This window comes from Arthrobacter sp. NPDC080073 (assembly GCF_040686575.1).
Taxonomy (GTDB): Bacteria; Actinomycetota; Actinomycetes; order Actinomycetales; family Micrococcaceae; genus Arthrobacter.
Genome location: NZ_JBFBKR010000022.1, coordinates 57,893 through 74,801 on the forward strand (window position 1 = coordinate 57,893; position 16,909 = coordinate 74,801).

11 protein-coding genes and 1 tRNA gene are annotated in these 16,909 nt (G+C 65.7%); 7 read left to right on the plus strand and 5 right to left on the minus strand.

Annotated elements, in window-relative coordinates; translation table 11 throughout:
- Window positions 1-158: 158 nt before the first annotated feature.
- Entirely contained in the window at window positions 159-641 is a 483-nt protein-coding gene (locus AB0O52_RS19760; protein WP_364541227.1) for a metallopeptidase family protein, read from the plus strand.
- Between the two features lie 75 nt (window positions 642-716).
- On the opposite strand, the gene AB0O52_RS19765 is transcribed toward AB0O52_RS19760, so the two are convergent.
- Window positions 717-3,515, minus strand: a complete 2,799-nt coding sequence (locus AB0O52_RS19765) for a PEP/pyruvate-binding domain-containing protein (protein ID WP_364541230.1) — start codon at window positions 3,513-3,515, stop codon at window positions 717-719.
- A gap of 38 nt (window positions 3,516-3,553) precedes the next feature.
- Complete coding sequence (locus AB0O52_RS19770; protein WP_364541232.1) at window positions 3,554-4,603, minus strand: universal stress protein; 1,050 nt, start codon at window positions 4,601-4,603, stop codon at window positions 3,554-3,556.
- A 397-nt stretch (window positions 4,604-5,000) separates the two neighbouring features.
- On the opposite strand from AB0O52_RS19770, the gene AB0O52_RS19775 reads away from it, so the two are divergent.
- Complete coding sequence (locus tag AB0O52_RS19775; RefSeq protein WP_364541261.1) at window positions 5,001-5,720, plus strand: FAD-binding protein; 720 nt, start codon at window positions 5,001-5,003, stop codon at window positions 5,718-5,720.
- A 15-nt stretch (window positions 5,721-5,735) separates the two neighbouring features.
- Here AB0O52_RS19775 and AB0O52_RS19780 read toward each other — a convergent pair whose 3' ends face one another.
- Window positions 5,736-6,455 (minus strand): copper resistance CopC family protein, encoded by a 720-nt coding sequence (locus tag AB0O52_RS19780; RefSeq protein WP_364541235.1) that lies wholly within the window; start codon window positions 6,453-6,455, stop codon window positions 5,736-5,738.
- Window positions 6,456-6,569: 114 nt separating this feature from the next.
- On the opposite strand from AB0O52_RS19780, the gene AB0O52_RS19785 reads away from it, so the two are divergent.
- From AB0O52_RS19785 to AB0O52_RS19805, 5 genes are all read left to right on the plus strand, one after another.
- On the plus strand, window positions 6,570-8,012 hold the full coding sequence (locus AB0O52_RS19785; protein ID WP_364541238.1) for an NCS2 family permease: 1,443 nt from the start codon (window positions 6,570-6,572) through the stop codon (window positions 8,010-8,012).
- Window positions 8,013-8,086: 74 nt separating this feature from the next.
- The gene (gene hutG, locus AB0O52_RS19790; protein ID WP_364541241.1) at window positions 8,087-9,052 is read left to right on the plus strand and encodes a formimidoylglutamase; all 966 of its coding nucleotides are present in this window, start codon (window positions 8,087-8,089) and stop codon (window positions 9,050-9,052) included.
- A 157-nt stretch (window positions 9,053-9,209) separates the two neighbouring features.
- Window positions 9,210-9,280 (plus strand) — tRNA-Cys (locus tag AB0O52_RS19795).
- A gap of 125 nt (window positions 9,281-9,405) precedes the next feature.
- Window positions 9,406-14,337: an NAD-glutamate dehydrogenase gene (locus AB0O52_RS19800; RefSeq protein ID WP_364541244.1), complete on the plus strand. Its 4,932-nt coding sequence runs from the start codon at window positions 9,406-9,408 to the stop codon at window positions 14,335-14,337.
- A 97-nt stretch (window positions 14,338-14,434) separates the two neighbouring features.
- Complete coding sequence (locus AB0O52_RS19805) at window positions 14,435-14,656, plus strand: hypothetical protein (RefSeq protein ID WP_364541246.1); 222 nt, start codon at window positions 14,435-14,437, stop codon at window positions 14,654-14,656.
- A 115-nt stretch (window positions 14,657-14,771) separates the two neighbouring features.
- On the opposite strand, the gene AB0O52_RS19810 is transcribed toward AB0O52_RS19805, so the two are convergent.
- Window positions 14,772-15,020 (minus strand): hypothetical protein, encoded by a 249-nt coding sequence (locus AB0O52_RS19810; RefSeq protein ID WP_364541250.1) that lies wholly within the window; start codon window positions 15,018-15,020, stop codon window positions 14,772-14,774.
- A 183-nt stretch (window positions 15,021-15,203) separates the two neighbouring features.
- Window positions 15,204-16,796, minus strand: a complete 1,593-nt coding sequence (gene hutH / locus AB0O52_RS19815; protein ID WP_364541252.1) for a histidine ammonia-lyase — start codon at window positions 16,794-16,796, stop codon at window positions 15,204-15,206.
- Window positions 16,797-16,909 lie beyond the last annotated feature (113 nt).

Here is a 16,909-nt window from a genome sequence, read left to right on the forward strand (position 1 = left end):
GCTGGCCTGTCTGTTGAGGGCACCGGGGTGCTTGTCACAGGATCCGCACGCCTGGTTGGGCTTAACCTGGGGCCGGGTTATACGAATTACCAGCCCGGAAAACTGTAGCTGTCATCACATCCGGCGTCAACGACCTGGCCGCGGACTAGAGTCAGAACATGCCCGCGAATCTACCTCCCGGCCTGCCAATCGTTCCCGACGGTGATTCCCCTGGCGGCCAGCGCATTTCCTCCCGGCTTCCCGGTACCGGCGCGAGTTCGTTCAATACCGTTCCATTCGAGATGTCGCCGGAAGACTTCGAGGCGGCCGTCAGCGATGCCTTGCTCCTCATCCCGGACAAGGCGGCCCGCGCCATGGACAACGTGGCCATCTTCATCGAGGACGACTACATCCCGCAACCTGGCGACGAGCCGGACACCGTACTCCTCGGCCTGTACGAGGGCGTGCCCTTGACGGAACGGGACTCTTGGTGGGATGCCGGTTCCCTCCCTGACCGGATCACCATTTTCCGGCAGCCGATCCTGGATATCTGCGGATCCCGCCAGGAGGTAATCGACGAAGTGGCCATCACCGTCATCCATGAGATCGCCCACCACTTCGGCATCGGCGACGACCGCTTGCACGAGCTCGGCTGGGGATAGCTGCCGTCAGATCGTGGGCGCGGGCCGGGCGCTGCGTTCCGGAACGCAGCGCCCGGAACCCACCCGCGGTCTCAGCTAGATTGCCACCGTTCCCGCGGCGCCATCCACGGTGATCGCATGGCCTGAACTGATCCGGGAGGTGGCATCCGGGACGCCCACGATTGCGGGAATCCCGTACTCACGGGCCACGACCGCGCCATGTGAGTTGGGCCCGCCCATCTCCATGACGAGTCCCCCGGCAGTCAGGAAAAGGGGGGTCCAGCCGGGATCCGTGGAGGGCGCCACCAGGATTTCTCCGGGTTCAAGATGCGCGCCAACGGGATCCATGATCACTCTGGCCACAGCAGTCACCGTTCCAGCCGAAGCCGGGGTTCCCTTCAGCATGCCGTCCGGAAGTGCGCCGCCCGACCCGCCGCCCAACCCGCTGCCCGGGAAGCCGGCGGGCAGGGCTTCCGGCTCAGTGCCATCCGAGAGCAGTACACGTGGCACGTGCCGGCGCTTGAGTTCAAGCTCGTAGGCCTCACGCCGCTGCGCCACCAGATCGTGGAGATCCCTGCCTTCCAAGCCGCGGCGGGCGTCCACGAAATCCAGGAAGAAGACGTCGCCCGCGTCTTCGATGACTCCCGCGTCCGCCAAGGTCTCCCCTACTTCCGAAAGCCGGGCGCGGACCGCGGCGAAGCCACGCACGAGGTGGTACTTCGGAAGCTCACGGAGTCCCGCAAACATGCGTGTCCGCTCCAGGGCCGTTTTCACGATGAAGGCGTGGAGCGGGCTCTTGGACCTCGCACGCGCCACGAGGACTGCGAGCTGTTCCTCGGCGTCGCGGGCAGCTTTTTCAAACTGTTTGTCCGGCGCCAGGCGGGGATCGTCGAGGCGAAGGTAGTTGACCAGGACTCCGATGATGTGGGTGGGGTCATCGGACCAGCGGGGCATTCCCAGGTCGATTTCGGCGATGGCCCGGTGCCCGTAGCGGCGCAGGAATGAGGCCAATCCCGATTGCGCGACGAACGGCAGCCCGCCGCCGCGATAACTCTCCGCGAGCACCGCCGGCTCGCCGGCGGTAAAGGCCCCAGCGGAGGCGGGATCGTCGCGGATGCTGGTCGAGAGCCGCCACAGGGCGAGGTCCATTTCAGTGGTGACGTTGTTGGGCAGGCCGCGGATGATGGTTTGGAGTTCGCCCCAGGAGGCCTGTTCGCCAAGCATTTTCCGGACCAAACCGAGCATCGCAAACCCAAGCGCTACCGGTGGCAGGATATTGGGCAGGATGGGGAACAATTCCTCGCGGAGTATCCGCTCTGCGTGGTCCAGTTTTTCATGCGGAGTGGCTTCGGCAGGCACTTCATGCGTGGCCTTCAGATTCTCGTCCAGCCGTTCTACCTTGTCGAGGGCAGCGTCCGGCTGAAAGAGGGCGCGCAACAGGGTCTGCGGAAGGCGGAAGCGGAGCACGATGGGGGCAACGTGCCTGAGCAGTTTGAAGGGCGTCTTGCTGGTGACGGCGAAACGCGGGTCCTCGAACAGACCGCGCATGATGGCCGCCGAACGTGCCTCCATGACGTCGAAGATCCTGGGCACGATGGCCCGCCCGGCCTTGCTCCGGAACACCGAGGTGAGGTCAAAATAGATCCGTTGCCCCGCCTCGTAGTAGGGCGAAGGCCCGTCCCGTGGTTCGGAAACCCGGAATCCCGCCGCGCTGGCTACCGAGGACCCCATGAGCCTGATGGCGGCCAGGCCCATGGGAGTCAGGGGACGCGTGAGTCCTTGGGCGAGGCTGAAGCAAAGGTACGCATGCGGACCGGGGATTGCGGGCTGCCGGGTCATTTGCGGGTAGAGCGTGGTGATGGGGCGGGCTTGGGTGAGCCATAGTTTGCCGTCGCCGTCGATGGCCCATTCCGTGTCCTGCGGTGCTCCGTAATGCTCCTCGACGCGCTGGCCGAGGGCAGCGAGCGCCCTGATCTGGGAGTCGGCAAGGCAGGCATCCCCGGCTGTTCCGTCTTCTGCCTGCGCCGTCGCGTCGAGCCTTTCGGTCCCGCCTCCGGGGATGGAGCGGATCACCAGCTTCCGGTCGCCGATCCTTCGTTCCGTGATCCTGCCGGTGAGGGAATCCACCACAAAGTGGTCCGGATTCACCGCGCCGGAGACTACGGCCTCACCGAGCCCGGGATTGGCGTCGATCACCGCTTCGCGGCGCCGCCCGGTCACCGGATTGGCGGTGAACAACACACCTGCGGTCTCAGCATCCACCATCCGTTGAACGACGACGGCGAGCGTCACCGCGGCGTGGTCGATCCCGTTGCTTGCCCGGTAGCTGACCGCCCGGTCCGTCCACAGGGACGCCCAGCACTTCCGGACGGCTTGCAGCACGGCGTCGGCCCCCACGACGTTCAGATAGGTGTCCTGCTGGCCCGCGAAACTCGCAAAGGGCAGGTCCTCGGCCGTTGCAGAGGACCTGACGGCCACCGGGACTTCCGAGCCCAGCGCGGAGTAGGCCGAGCGGACGGCGTCTTCGACGTCGGCCGGGATCCCGGCGTCGAGCACAGCCTCCCTGGCGCGGGCCGCGAGGGAAGCGAGCCCCCCAAGGTCGCCGGGCTCCACGGTCTCAAGGCCACGCAGAATGTCCGGGAGCGTCGCAAACGCGGGGCCACCGCCGGGAATTACCTGATTATCGCCAGGGGACGCAGAGCTGGCATCGGGCTGAAGGGCGCGCCGGTAAGCCGCGGTGGTGAGGCAAAACCCGGGCGGGACCGGAAGTCCCGCCCAGATCAGTTCGCCGAGATTTGCCGCCTTGCCGCCGACCTCCGGAAGCATGGTTGCCCGGATCCGGCGCAGCTCGACGATCAAGCGCGAACCCTCCCCGGGCTGTGCGTGCTCCACCATTGCCGTCCGCCTGCGTCCACCGGTCCTTGGATTGCCTGTTATGCGGCGAGCATCGGACCGAATTTGGCGCGGTCCGCCAGCCTGGGGTCGTCACGGTCGGGGACAACCAGCACTGGCCCTTTGGCATGGTGCAGGACTCCGTCCGACGTCGATCCGAGGAGCATTCCTGCGAAGCCTCCCCGCCCGCGCGTGCCCAGCACCACGAGTTCGACGCTGCGGCTCGCTTCCACGAGAACTTCCACGGGCGAACCATCGAGCAGTTGGGTTTCCGCTGGAAGGTTGGGGAAGTGGCTCTTGAGCCACGCCAGGCCCGCGTCGAGCTGAACCCTGATGTCCTTGAAGAGTGCCTCCCGGTCCAGCGGCGCCGGGACCCACGCGAGGGAACCGCTGTACTCGGGTACAGCGCAGATGACGCGCAGCTTCGCTCCCATGCGTTGGGCCTGCTCTGCGGCTTCCAGGACGGCAACACGGGCGTGTTCCGAGCCGTCCACGCCGACTGCGACCACATTTTCGATCACGCGGGAGCCGGCCTTCGCGCGCTCGGCCTTGATGTGCTTGTCCTCTGTGGTTTCACCCAGTCGGTCCGCGCAGAAGAGCGGGACGGTCACGGTGGGGCACTTGGAGTGCGCCGGCAGCGCACTGCTCACGGAGCCCAGGAGCCTGCCCACGAATCCGCCGCGTCCCCGGGTGCCGAAGACGAGGAGCTCTGCCGTTTCGGACAGATCGAGCAGCACGCCGGAGGCATCGCCGTTCTCCACCGAGCCATCGACGTCGATGGCGTAGCCGGAGACCTTCTCGAGGGCCTGCTTGACGATTGCTTCGGCGCCGTCCCGGATAACAGAGTCATCCACTGTTGCGTAGCCGCCGTCCAGGCCGGAAGCGGCGAAGATGGGCACGGAGTAGGCCGTGACTACATGCAGGGGTAGTTGCCTGCGTTCGGCCTCCCGGGCGGCCCAAATGAGGGCGCACTGGCCGTGTTCGCTGCCGTCAACGCCCACCACAATTCCGCCGGGGGCAATGGATGGTTCCTCTCCACTGCCTTCGGTCTCTCGTCGATGGCTCTCAGAGTGTTTGCCGTGCTGGTCCATGGGGCCTGCCTCCTCGCACTGCTGGCTGATGTTGCGGCTATTCTGCCAGAGCCCGCGCCCACAGCGTGTTTCTCGCCTGACTGCCGTGAGTTGCGGTCTCCAATGCTCACTATTCTCGTTTGCAAGGGCCGAATCAAGCGGGAAGAAGCGTATGCGGGAAGCCCCGCGGGAGGGTGGAAATCGGCCGAATCGGAGCGCGAAAAACGCATCGGCGGACATGCCGATGCCGGGGCTATCCACCACGCGATTTCTTCTGTATTGTTCGAGGCACTGGTGACCGGGGATCGTGTTTTTCAACACATCAACGGCCATCATTCGCGACCGCTTGGGGACCCGGACGCCCCCCGCTGTTGCCCTCGGCAACGCACCTTCAAAGAGGAGCCAAGCTGTGTCAACCATGCCTGCTGCGAGTACGGAACGCACCACCACCGTGGTCATCGGTGCCGGCATGCCCGGCCTGGCCGTGGCCAGCGAACTCAGCCGCTACGGCGTAGACGCCATCGTGGTGGATGGAATGCATGTCCCCGCACCGCTGCAGCCGCTCAACACCGGCATCCTCCAGCGCTGCGACGCCGCCGACGCCGCGTGCCTCCAGGAGCGCAGCGAAATCCTCCGGCACCTGCGCAACTACGCAGCCAGTCACGGGCTCGATGTGCGGAGCACCACGCGGGCCGTCCGCCTGGATCGCTTGGACGAAGCTGCCTTGGGAACGGTGATTTCCGGATCGGTAGTTTCCGGCTCCGGGCTTTCCAACCCCGCCGGACCGGATCCGGAAGCACCCGCTGTGGCTACCTCGGGTGTGGCCTCGTACCAGTGGGTCGTCCACACCGCCAACGGAGTGCTCTTGGCCGACCACGTCGTTGTCACCCGCTGTGGACAGAGCCAATTGCGGCGGATGCTTGCCGAGCTCGGCATCGCCATCGGCCAAAACTTCGTCGCAGCCATGCGCGCGATTGGAATGTACCTGGTTGGCGTCGGCGAACTTGCCACACCCACGCCAAAGGAAGTCCTGCGCCAAGCCAAGGTGGTGGGCCAGGCGATTTCCGCCAAGGTCTACCCGGAGAGCGTCCACGGGGCCCTCACGGGTACCTTCGCGGCAATTCCTGCCTCCGCCTAGAAGGGGCTGACGCTCCTATGAGTCCCTGTCGTCTTCGGAAACCGCGGCGCCCCCGGAGTTCCCGTAACCGTCGGAGTTCCCTGAACCGTCAGAGTTCCCGGAACCGTCAGAGTCGCTGAAATCATCAGAATCGCCGGAATCCCCGCCCGCCAGCCTGCGCCGCGCCGTGATGCCCAGGAAAACCAGCAGGCCCGCGGCCACCACCGCGAAGACCACAATGCTCCAGGGGAACGGCTGGGAGGCATCGGGCACCTTCTCCGCCGTCGCGGTCGAACCAGGTGCGGCAGTGCCGGCCGTGGGCACCTCCACAGATGGTGCGGTGCTCGCGGAGCCGCTGCCCGCCGTCGTACTTCCTGCTTTGGCAGTAAACGTAAAGGTGCCTTCAATGGGGTGCGAATCCGAACTGACAACCCGCCAGATGACGGTGAACGCGCCGGCCGGCGCGCCAGGCCTCAGCTTCTGCGACACCACGGCGTCCACAATCTCGACGGAGCCATCCGCCCAGTTCTGGCCTGAGGCGTCGTTGACCCGGATCTGTGATCCGAGCAGGAGCGGCCGGTTGTTGAACGTGATGGACACGGAGTCCGGGACGCTGGCAACCGTTGAGCCATTGGCCGGTGACGTTGACTCGGCGACGTCGTGAGCGAAGGCCGGTGCCGCCGAGAACAGGGCGGCAGAGAAAAGAACCGCTGCGAAAGCGACGACGACGGCCAGCAGCTGGCGGATAGGGCGCATGAGCGAGTGACTCCCTCGGTGTTGGATTCCTTACAGAGTAGGCGAATTCGCGGGCGGGCCGAAGCCGCGGGCATAGGATTTGAGAGCACACTTCCCCGATCCCCGGAGACTTCCATGCTCAAACAGGGCTCAGCCATCGACCGCTACTTCAAGATCTCGGAACGCGGATCCAACTACTCGCGAGAAATCCGAGGCGGCTTCGCGACGTTCTTTGCCATGAGCTACATCGTGGTCCTCAATCCTTTGATCCTTTCCGGGGCGGACTCGAGTGGAGCTTCCCTTGGCTTTGCCGCCGTCGCCGCCACCACCGCTTTCGTGGCCGGCATCCTGACGATCCTCATGGGAGCCTGGGCCAAGCACCCCTTCGCCATTGCCACCGGGCTGGGCGTCAACGCCTTCGTGGCAGTCACGATTGCGTCGCACCCCGGCCTGACGTGGCCGGACATGATGGGCCTGGTGATGCTCTCGGGCCTGACCATGCTGATCCTGGTGCTCACGGGTTTCCGGACCGCCGTTTTCAAAGCCGTACCCGAGGCCTTGAAAACTGCGATCGTGGTGGGCATCGGCCTCTTCATCGCGCTGATCGGCCTGGTCAATGCCGGCTTCGTGCGCCGCATCCCGGACGCCGCCCATACCACGGTCCCGCTGGGCCTGGGCGTCGACGGGAAGCTGCTTGGCTGGCCCACCCTGGTATTCGTCGTCGGCCTGGTCCTGACCGTCGCCCTGGTGGTCCGCAAGGTACGTGGCGCCATCCTGATCGGCATCATCGTCTCCACGGCCCTTGCCGCCATCCTTGAATTCACCCTGCACATCGGACCGAGTTTCGACGGCAAGACCTACAACCCGCGCGGCTGGTCCCTGGTTGCGCCCAAGTTCACCGAGTGGGCCGCTCCGGACCTGTCCCTCATCGGCAAGGCGAACCCCCTCGGCGCGTTCCAGCACCTTGGCATCATCGCCGCCACGCTGTTGGCATTCGTGATCCTGCTCAGCATCTTCTTCGACGCCATGGGCACCATGGTGGGCCTGGCCAGGGAAGCAGGAAACATCGACAAGCACGGAAACATCCCCAACGTGGACCGCGTCCTGCAAGTGGACGCGCTCGGTGCGATCATCGGTGGCGGCTCGTCCGTGTCCTCCAACCAGATCTTCGTGGAATCCGGCGCCGGCATCGGCGAAGGTGCCCGCACCGGCCTCGCATCGATCGTGACCGGACTGCTGTTCCTGGTGGCCATGTTCTTCACCCCGCTCATCAACCTGGTCCCGTTCGAGGCCGTCGCCCCGGCCCTGGTGGTGGTGGGCTTCATGATGGTGTCCCAGGTGGGCAAGATCCACTGGCAGGACTGGGGTGTCGGCATTCCTGCATTCCTGACCATGGCCCTCATGCCGTTCACCTACTCGATCGCCAACGGCCTGGGCGCCGGGTTCATTTCCTTCGCACTCATCCGCACCTTCCAGGGCCGGGCCCGCGAAGTCCATCCGCTCATGTGGGCTGTGGCCGCGGCATTCCTGCTGTTCTTCGGGATCGGTCCCGTCGAGGAAATCCTGGGAATCAAGTAGGCCTTTCCGGAATACCGGACACCCTCGGCCCGCAAGCCGTGTTTTTCGCTGCCGTCATGCGCTGAGCTTGAATCATGGAGATTTCCCCCGCTGTTGCCGATGTCCGTCCGACGCCGTGGACCGGCCGCTTCGACGGTGCCGGCGATGAGCACCGCCGGTGGTGGCAGGCCGTGGCGCCCCACACTCCCGATGTGGCCGCCCCCGGCGGGACGGATGCGGGCTCCCGGCCCGCCGTCGTCGTGGGCTTCCGCAGTGACGAAGGCGTGCGGCGCAACAAGGGCCGTATTGGCGCGGCCGCCGCGCCGGAGGCAATCCGCCAAGCGTTGGGCCCGCTGGCTTTCCATCTGGACCGGGACGTGTTCGACGCCGGCGACATCGTTGTGGAGGACGGCTCGCTGGAGGCAGGCCAGGAGCGCGCGGGCCGGGTGATTTCGGAATTGCTCGACGCCGGCAAGCTCACGGTGCTGCTCGGCGGCGGGCACGAAACTGCTTTCGCCAGCTACCTGGGCGTGGCTGGCTCGGAGGCCGTGAAGAGCGGCAAGCGCCTCGGCGTCCTGAACCTGGACGCGCACTTCGACTTGCGGGACGATCCCGTGCCGAGCTCGGGCACGCCGTTCCTGCAGATGGCTCGAGCGGAAGCCGCCGCGGGCCGCGAACTGAACTACGCCGTCGTCGGCATCTCCGAGCCCAACAACACACGCACCCTCTTCGATACAGCGGACCGGCTGGGCGTGAAGTACCTGCTGGATGAGGACTGCTCCGCAGCGGCCGTGCAGGATTTCGTGGCTGGATTTTTGGACGGGGTGGATCTGGTGTACCTGACGATCGACCTGGACGTGTTGCCGGCGTCGGTGGCTCCCGGAGTGAGCGCCCCCGCAGCGTATGGCGTGCCGCTGCCCGTCATCAGTGCGGTGTGCAAGCAGCTTGGCGCGAGCGGGAAACTCCTGCACCTGGACGTTGCCGAGCTCAACCCCGGTTTCGACATCGACTCGCGGACCGCCAAGGTGGCCGCGCGCCTGGTGAACACACTGCTGGGGTAGGCGCCTCCTGAGGCGCCGTGCCCACCCAACTGGCCTCAGCCGGCGGCACGAGGTCGCCGTGTCGCGGGAGGTCACCTGAAGCAACGCCGCGCAACCCGGCGAAAGGCTTCTAAACGAATGTTGGTTCACGCCCCGCTGCCTGCCTAACCTCGATGCACGTGGTGTACCCGAGAGGCCAGGGAGCTGCCTGCAAAGCAGCGCACGCGGGTTCGAATCCCGCCACCACGTCTGATGTGTCGTCCTGCATCCCAAGCCTTTACTGCCCGCCCCGCGCCAGCCATCATGAAATCAGGCGCAGGACTTCGCCGACCGCTACAGCACGGCCGCTCCTTGCGCGGCGGAGGCGCAGCGACATGTCATCCAGGATCGAGCACGCGGACCACGCCTTGGGAGGCACTTCCCCAGGGGACCCGGACCGGTTCCTGACCGACTACTACGAGCACGTGGGCGATGATGATGTCCGCAACTACGCCACGGACACGCTCCTGGAACGTGCGCGGTACCACCGCTCACTGGCGGAACGGCGGGCTCCAGGGCAAGCTGTGATCGGCGTCCTGAACGAAGCCGACGCCAGCCTCGTAGCGATTGTCACCGACGACATGCCCTACCTTGTCCCCTCGGTCACCGCGGAAATTGCCAGGGACAACGCCTCCATCCGGCTCCTGGTCCACCCCACTTTTACGGTCACCCGGGATGCGGGTACCCATCGCCTGACCGACATCCGCCGCGGTCCCCTGCGGACGGGACTGCCCTCCGGCGTCGAGCCTTCCGCCTGGACCACCCCTATGGACCACGACGACGGCGGGCCGCTCACGGAGGCTTGGATCGCCGTCGAGATTTCCCGGCTCGCTGACGAGGCGAGTGCAGAACACCTCGTTGAACGGCTGCAGACAGTCCTTGGCGATGTCCGGGCCGCCGCGGAAGACGCGGCGGCCATCCACCAGGAACTTGCCGAGGAGATCCGCAGTTTGGACGCGGTGTCCCAGGCCGCCCCCGCAGCGCGGGAGGCCCAGGAGCTGTTGCGCTGGCTGGACGACGGGAATTTCGTGTTTCTCGGGTACCGCGGCCGGAGGAGTCTTGGGCTGCTCAGGAATGTGCCGGCCCCCGCGCCCGCAACCGCATCCGCAGGCGAGCCGCCCGCAGGCGAGCCGCCCGCAAAGCCTGGCACACCTCCCGTCCTCACGCTCACCAAATCGACGCTCCGCTCGACGGTCCTCCGGCGCGCCTACCTCGACGAAATCAGCCTGGCCTCGGGTGGCAAAAGCGAGCGCACTTTCGTTGGCCTTTTCGCGCCCAGCTCGGCGTCCCGCTCGGCACTCCAGATTCCCGTCATCCGGGACACTGTGAACGAGGTGCTGCGGACGTTCGGCTACCCGCCCGCTTCACACCGAGGCAAGGAACTCCTGGCGGTGGTGGAGGCCTATCCCCGCGACGAACTTTTCCACATCGACGCGCGGCAGCTGGCCGAGCACGCGCGGGACATCCTGCGCCTCCAAGAACGGCACAGCACCCGGTTGTTCCTTCGGCTCGACTCGCACAACCGGTTCATGACGGCACTGGTCTTCCTGCCGCGCCAACGTTTCAGCACGGCTGTCCGGCTCAACATTGAACGCGAACTTCGCGAGGCCTTCGGCTCCGAAGCGATCGAGTTCGAGCTCCGCCTGGGCGAATCCGCCATGGCCCGGGTGTTCTTCCGGGTTCTGTTGCCCCGCGAGGGGGCGCCCGCCGTCGTCGACCCTGCTGCACTTGAACAGCGGATCATCGCCGCCACAAGGTCCTGGGCCGAAGGCCTGGACGAAGCCCTGCGGGCGAGGTTCCCCGCGGCCGAGGCTGCCCGGCTGTCCCGGCAATGGGCCACCGCCTTTCCGGCCAGCTACAAGGCAGACTACGAGGTGGACGACGCGGTTCAGGACATCGTCCGGTTCGAGAGTTTCGCGCCCCGCGACGGGGACAAAACAGACAGCGGCACCGCAGACCCGCTGCTCACCGTATACCGGCGTCCCGGGACTGCCGTCCTCGCCGAAGATGCGCGGATTCGGCTCTACCTGACCCGCCCGCAGAGCCTGAGCCAGATTTTGCCGTTCTTCCACAACCTGGGCTTGCGCGTCCTGGACCAGCGTCCGTTCGATGTGCAGCGTGCCGACGGGCGGTCCTTCTTCCTCTACGATCTCGGCCTCGTCTATCCGCGCGGAGTTGATCCCGTCGGTACCGGCGATCTGCTGGCCGCTTCGTTCTGTGCTGCGATGCGGGGAGATGCGGAGTCCGACGCCTTCGATGCCCTGGTCATCCGGGAGGGGATCGACTGGCGGCGGACGGCCATCCTGCGCGCGTATGCGAAGTATCTTCGGCAGCTGGGGAGCACCAATTCCTACGGGTTCATCGCGGATACCCTCCGTGAGAATGTGCGTGCAACCCACGCCCTGCTTTCGCTTTTCGAAGCGAAGTTCGATCCGGACCGGTTCGAACCCGATCTGTTCGATCCTGAACTGCGCGCGCCGACGCCTGCTGAGCCCACGCCGTCTCGGCAGATCCCGCTTGGAAGCGATCTGTTCGAAACGGACCGCAGCAGGTACAGCTCGCGGACCCAGGCCACGAACGCGGCCCGCAAGGAACTGGCGGAAGCGATCGACGCCGTACCGGTCCTCGACGCCGACCGGCTGCTTCGTTCTCTGGCGAGCCTTGTGGAGGCCACCCTGCGCACCAACTTCTACCTGAACAAGCCGTATTTGAGTTTCAAGCTCAATCCATCCTCCATCCCCGCCGCACCGGCACCCCGGCCGCAGTTCGAAATCTGGGTCTACTCGCCGCGGGTGGAAGGCGTCCACTTGCGTTTCGGCCCGATAGCGCGCGGAGGATTGCGTTGGTCCGATCGCCGTGAGGACTTCCGAACGGAGGTCCTGGGACTCGTGAAAGCCCAGACGGTGAAAAACGCCGTCATCGTTCCCACCGGAGCCAAGGGCGGTTTCTATCCCAAACAGCTCCCGGACCCGGCCGAGGACCGGGCGGCTTGGTTGGCCGAGGGCCAGGAAAGCTACCGGATCTTCGTTCGCGGACTGCTGGACATTACGGACAACCTGGTTGCCGAGCCCGACGGCGGTTCGAGCGGCCGGGTCGTTCCGCCGGCCCGGGTGGTGAGGCACGACGGCGACGACTACTACCTCGTGGTCGCCGCAGACAAGGGCACGGCCACGTTCTCCGACATCGCCAACGCCCTGGCCGCAGAGTACGGGTTCTGGCTGGGCGATGCGTTCGCGTCCGGCGGTTCGGTGGGCTATGACCACAAACAGATGGGCATCACGGCCCGCGGCGCCTGGGAATCCGTGCGGCACCACTTCAAAGAACTCCTGATCGACGCCGACGCGGAGGACTTCACGGTGGTGGGCATCGGCGACATGAGCGGCGACGTGTTCGGCAACGGCATGCTGCTCTCGAACCACATCAAGCTGGTGGCAGCCTTCGATCACCGGCACATCTTCCTGGATCCCACCCCGGACCCAGCCACGTCCTTCGCCGAGCGGAAACGGCTCTTCAAGCTCCCCCGCTCGTCCTGGGCCGACTACAACCCCGCGAAGCTCAGTCCGGGTGGAGGGGTGTTCTCCCGGGCCGAGAAGTCAATCAGCATCACCGACCCGGTGCGCCTCGCCTTGGGACTGGATGAGGGCACGACGGCGATGAGCCCGCCTGAGCTGCTCAGGGCCGTCCTCACGGCCCCCGTCGACCTGCTTTACAACGGCGGAATCGGCACCTATGTCAAGGCTTCCACCGAGACGCACACCGACGTCGGAGACAAGTCAAACGATGCCATCCGGGTGGACGCAACGCAGCTGCGGACCCGGATCATCGCCGAGGGAGGCAATCTCGGCATCACCCAACGCGGCAGGATCGAGGCTGCCCTCGCCGGAATCCTTGTGAACACCGACGCCATCGACAACTCCGCCGGCGTGGACTGCTCGGACCGCGAGGTGAACATCAAGATCTTCCTGGACCGGATGATCGCCGCGGGCAAAATGTCCTCGAACGAAAGGACGAAGTTCCTGCACTCGCTCCAGGACGAGGTGGGACGGCTCGTGCTCAAAACCAACGTTGACCAGAACGTCCTCCTTATCAATGACAAGCAACTGGTGCTCGCGTGGAGCCCGAGCTTCGAACGGACCATGGACTGGCTCGACGCGGCCACTGACCTGGACCGGGAGCTCGAATGCCTGCCGACTACCGAGGAAATCCAGGCGCGCGTAGGGACCGGAGTTGGACTGACCTCACCGGAACTCGCCGTGCTGGCGGCCTATGCCAAGATCGAGCTGGCCCGGGAACTGACGGAGGGCGGGCTCGCAGACGATCCATGGTTTTCGCAGACGCTGCGCGAGTATTTCCCCCGCCAGCTTTCGGAACGGTTCGGCGATGAGCTGTCTACGCACCCCTTGCGCCGCCAAATCGTCGCCACGGTGGTGGCCAACGACATGATCAACCTCGGCGGCATAGCCTTCGCGTTCCGTGCCATGGAGGAAACCACGGTTTCGGCGGCCGCTGTGGCGCGTGGATTCGTGGTCATGCGCCGAATCTGGGACTTCGATTCGGTCACCGAGGCCTTGGCCAGGGTGCCGGCAAACATCCCCATCGAACATGGATGCGCCGTGGCCCTGGACATGCGCCGTCTCCTTGACCGGTCCACCCGTTGGTACGTCACCCACGATTTCCGCGACAAACCCGTAGCGGACGCCTTTGCCCGGCTCGAACAGCCCATGTCGCTGATGCGGGCTAATTTCACGCGCTTCCTGCACGGGATCAACCTCCAACATTCGTTGACGCGCCTTGCCCACTCGGATTCTGTCGGCTTGCCGCACGAACTGGGCCTTCGGGCCTCGGAACTTCTCGTCAGCTACGGCCTCCTGGACATTTCCGCGATTGCCGAGGAATTGCAGGAGCCCGTTGAGGGCGTGGCCGAGGTCTACTTTGCCGTGTTCGAACGGATTTCGGCCATTCCCTTGTTGGAACACATCACGCTGTTGCCGCGGGACACCCACTGGGAGGCCTTGGCCCGGGCAGCCCTCCGCGACGACATGTACCTGGTCCTCGCCGACATGACCAAGGCCGTGGTCCGGCACACTCCCCGCTCCCCGGAGGCAACTGCCGACCCGGTGGAGAGGATCATGGACTGGGAACGCGGAAACATCGAACAACTCGCCCGCATCCAGGACACCATCAAGGAAGCCATCAAGCCTGGTCCGGTGGACATCGCGGCACTCTCCGTCGCAGTGAAGCTCCTGCGCGCCATGGTCCGCCGGTGATCCAGCTCCCAGAATGACAGACATCCCATGACTCTTTGCTATCTTTTATGCAGGAATTGCCGCTCCCCCCGCGGCATCCTGCAGAAGGAGGCCCCCAATGAGCACTGCCATATTAGAAAATAACGAGATCCATCTGTCCTTTGCGTCCGTGGACGAAGTCCATGCAGGACTTGACGAAGCCGTCAGCACGCTCATCGAAGCTGCCGCCGACAACGGCCGCTGCGGGATCCTGGTGACCCGCCGGGAGCCCGGAAGCTACACGGTTGCCTTGGACGAGTCGGTCCCGTTCGGCCAGACCCGCGAGGTCCTCGCCGCCTAGGAACGGTCCTAGGAAAGGTACAGACAACAAAACCGGGGCTTGTTTTCCAGACCACGCCAAGACGGCGCGGAATGGAGAACAAGCCCCGGTTTTTAGCCCGGCTTTTTGCAGGTCACTACACCCGGCGCAACTCCACGCCGTCGGACTTCATGAAAAGCTGTTTGGCGGCTTCATCGGCGCCAGGTCCTGCGGGTTCAAGCCACACAACGTTGCCGCTGCCCGAGACTTCCTGCACCTCCCCCGCCGCGACCACATGTGCGTGCCTTACGACTTCGATCCGCTCCCCCACCGTCAGCGTTCCCCAGTTGGAAACGACGGCGGACTGTGCGATTCGCCTGGACAGAACTGTCCCGCGTGCCTTCATTGAACTTCTACCCCTTTGTGGATGTTCGTTACTTCAGTTGTGCCCCGGCAGGCCCACGACATCGTCGGCGTGGACATGCCGTACCCCATAAGTTCTACTACACAGAAAGCGCCCCGGGGCACGTATTGCCAAACATTTCCGGGGCGCTTCCTATTGTTCACTCGAACAGTATTTTGTTCGGCGTCAGGCGAGAATTCCGACGGCGGATTCGGCGGCCGTTCGCACGTCGCCAGCGCCTACCAGACGGTCCGCCGCTTCCAGCTCAGGTGAGAGGAAACGGTCAGTTCCCGGACCGTCGACGACGCCGCGCAGCGCCTCGATCACGGCGGCGCCCGCAGGCCCCGGAGTGAGTTCGCCGCCGGACAGTTTGGTGCGGATGTCGAGGGCGCGGGCGCTCGTGACGAGTTCCACAGCCAGGACGCGGCGCAGGTTCTCGGTGGCCTTGCGCAGCTTGCGGGCAGCGTGCCACCCCATGGAAACGTGGTCTTCCTGCATGGCGGAGCTCGGGATGGAGTCCACCGACGCCGGGACGGCCAGGCGCTTGTTGTCCGAGACGAGTCCGGCCTGGGTGTACTGGGCAATCATGAGGCCCGAGTCCACTCCGGGATCGTCGGCAAGGAAGGCCGGGAGTCCGTGTGAGCGGGCCGGGTCCAGCATGCGGTCCGTGCGGCGCTCTGCCATGGAGGACAGGTCGGCGACGGCGATGGCCAGGAAGTCCAGCACGTAGGCGACCGGGGCGCCGTGGAAGTTGCCGTTGGAGGACACACGGCCGTCCGGGAGCACTACGGGGTTGTCGATGGCCGCGGCCAGCTCTCGGGAGGCCACGAGTTCAGCGTGCGTCACGGTGTCGCGGACCGCGCCGGCCACCTGGGGTGCGCAGCGGAGCGAGTACGCGTCCTGGACCTTGGTGTCATTGACGCGGTGCGAAGCAACGATCGGCGAGTTCGAAAGCACCCGCAGCATGTTGTCCGCGCTGGCAGCCTGGCCCGGGTGGGGACGCAGGGCCGCGTGCAGTTCCGGGAGGAACACCTGGTCCGTCCCGAGCAGCGCCTCGACGCTGAGCGCGGCGGTGATGTCCGCCGTCGTGAGCAGCAGGTGCAGGTCGGCGATGGCCATCAGGAGCATGCCGAGCATTCCCTCGGTGCCGTTGACAAGCGCCAGGCCTTCCTTTTCCGCGAGGACGACCGGCTCGATACCGTGCGCGGCGAGGAGCTCGGCAACCGGCTTCTTTCCGGCGGCGCCGTACAGTTCGCCGTCGGGCCCGGTGGCTTCGCCTTCGCCCATCAGGACCAGGGCGCAGTGGGAAAGCGGGGCGAGGTCGCCGGAGCAGCCCAGGGAGCCGAATTCACGGACAACGGGGGTGATGCCGGCGTTGAGGACGTCCACCATGGTCTGCAGGACCACGGGACGGACGCCCGTGCGGCCCGAAGCCAGGGTCTTGGCGCGCAGGAACATGATGCCGCGGACCACTTCGCGCTCCACTGCCGGGCCCATGCCGGCGGCGTGGCTGCGGATGAGCGACTTCTGCAACTGGGTGCGGAGTTCGTTGGGGATGTGGCGGTTGGCCAGGGCACCGAAGCCCGTGGAGACGCCGTACGCCGGAACTTCGCTGTGGGCGAGGCCGTCGATGTGGGCGCGGACCTTGGCGACCGTGTCCAAGGCTTCCTGGGAGATGGTCACCTTGGCGTCGTGGCGTGCGACAGCGACGACGTCCTCCGGCGTGACTCCGCTGGAGCCGAGGGTGACGGTCAGCGGTTCGTGGGTAATGGTAGTCATCGGGGTGTTCCTACTTGCTTTCTTCCATGGGGATGCGGACGCCGCGTTCGTGGGCGACGTCGATGGCGCGGTCGTAGCCGGCGTCGGCGTGGCGGATGACGCCCATGCCGGGG

Coding starts and splice junctions, on each gene's coding strand:
- AB0O52_RS19770 (WP_364541232.1), bottom strand. CDS start 4,603: ATGGACCAGCACGGCAAACACTCTGAGAGCCATCGACGAGAGACCGAA.
- AB0O52_RS19780 (WP_364541235.1), bottom strand. CDS start 6,455: ATGCGCCCTATCCGCCAGCTGCTGGCCGTCGTCGTCGCTTTCGCAGCG.
- hutH (WP_364541252.1), bottom strand. CDS start 16,796: ATGACTACCATTACCCACGAACCGCTGACCGTCACCCTCGGCTCCAGC.
- hutG (WP_364541241.1), top strand. CDS start 8,087: ATGGAGATTTCCCCCGCTGTTGCCGATGTCCGTCCGACGCCGTGGACC.
- AB0O52_RS19805 (WP_364541246.1), top strand. CDS start 14,435: ATGAGCACTGCCATATTAGAAAATAACGAGATCCATCTGTCCTTTGCG.
- AB0O52_RS19810 (WP_364541250.1), bottom strand. CDS start 15,020: ATGAAGGCACGCGGGACAGTTCTGTCCAGGCGAATCGCACAGTCCGCC.
- AB0O52_RS19765 (WP_364541230.1), bottom strand. CDS start 3,515: ATGGTGGAGCACGCACAGCCCGGGGAGGGTTCGCGCTTGATCGTCGAG.
- AB0O52_RS19775 (WP_364541261.1), top strand. CDS start 5,001: ATGCCTGCTGCGAGTACGGAACGCACCACCACCGTGGTCATCGGTGCC.
- AB0O52_RS19785 (WP_364541238.1), top strand. CDS start 6,570: ATGCTCAAACAGGGCTCAGCCATCGACCGCTACTTCAAGATCTCGGAA.
- AB0O52_RS19760 (WP_364541227.1), top strand. CDS start 159: ATGCCCGCGAATCTACCTCCCGGCCTGCCAATCGTTCCCGACGGTGAT.
- AB0O52_RS19800 (WP_364541244.1), top strand. CDS start 9,406: ATGTCATCCAGGATCGAGCACGCGGACCACGCCTTGGGAGGCACTTCC.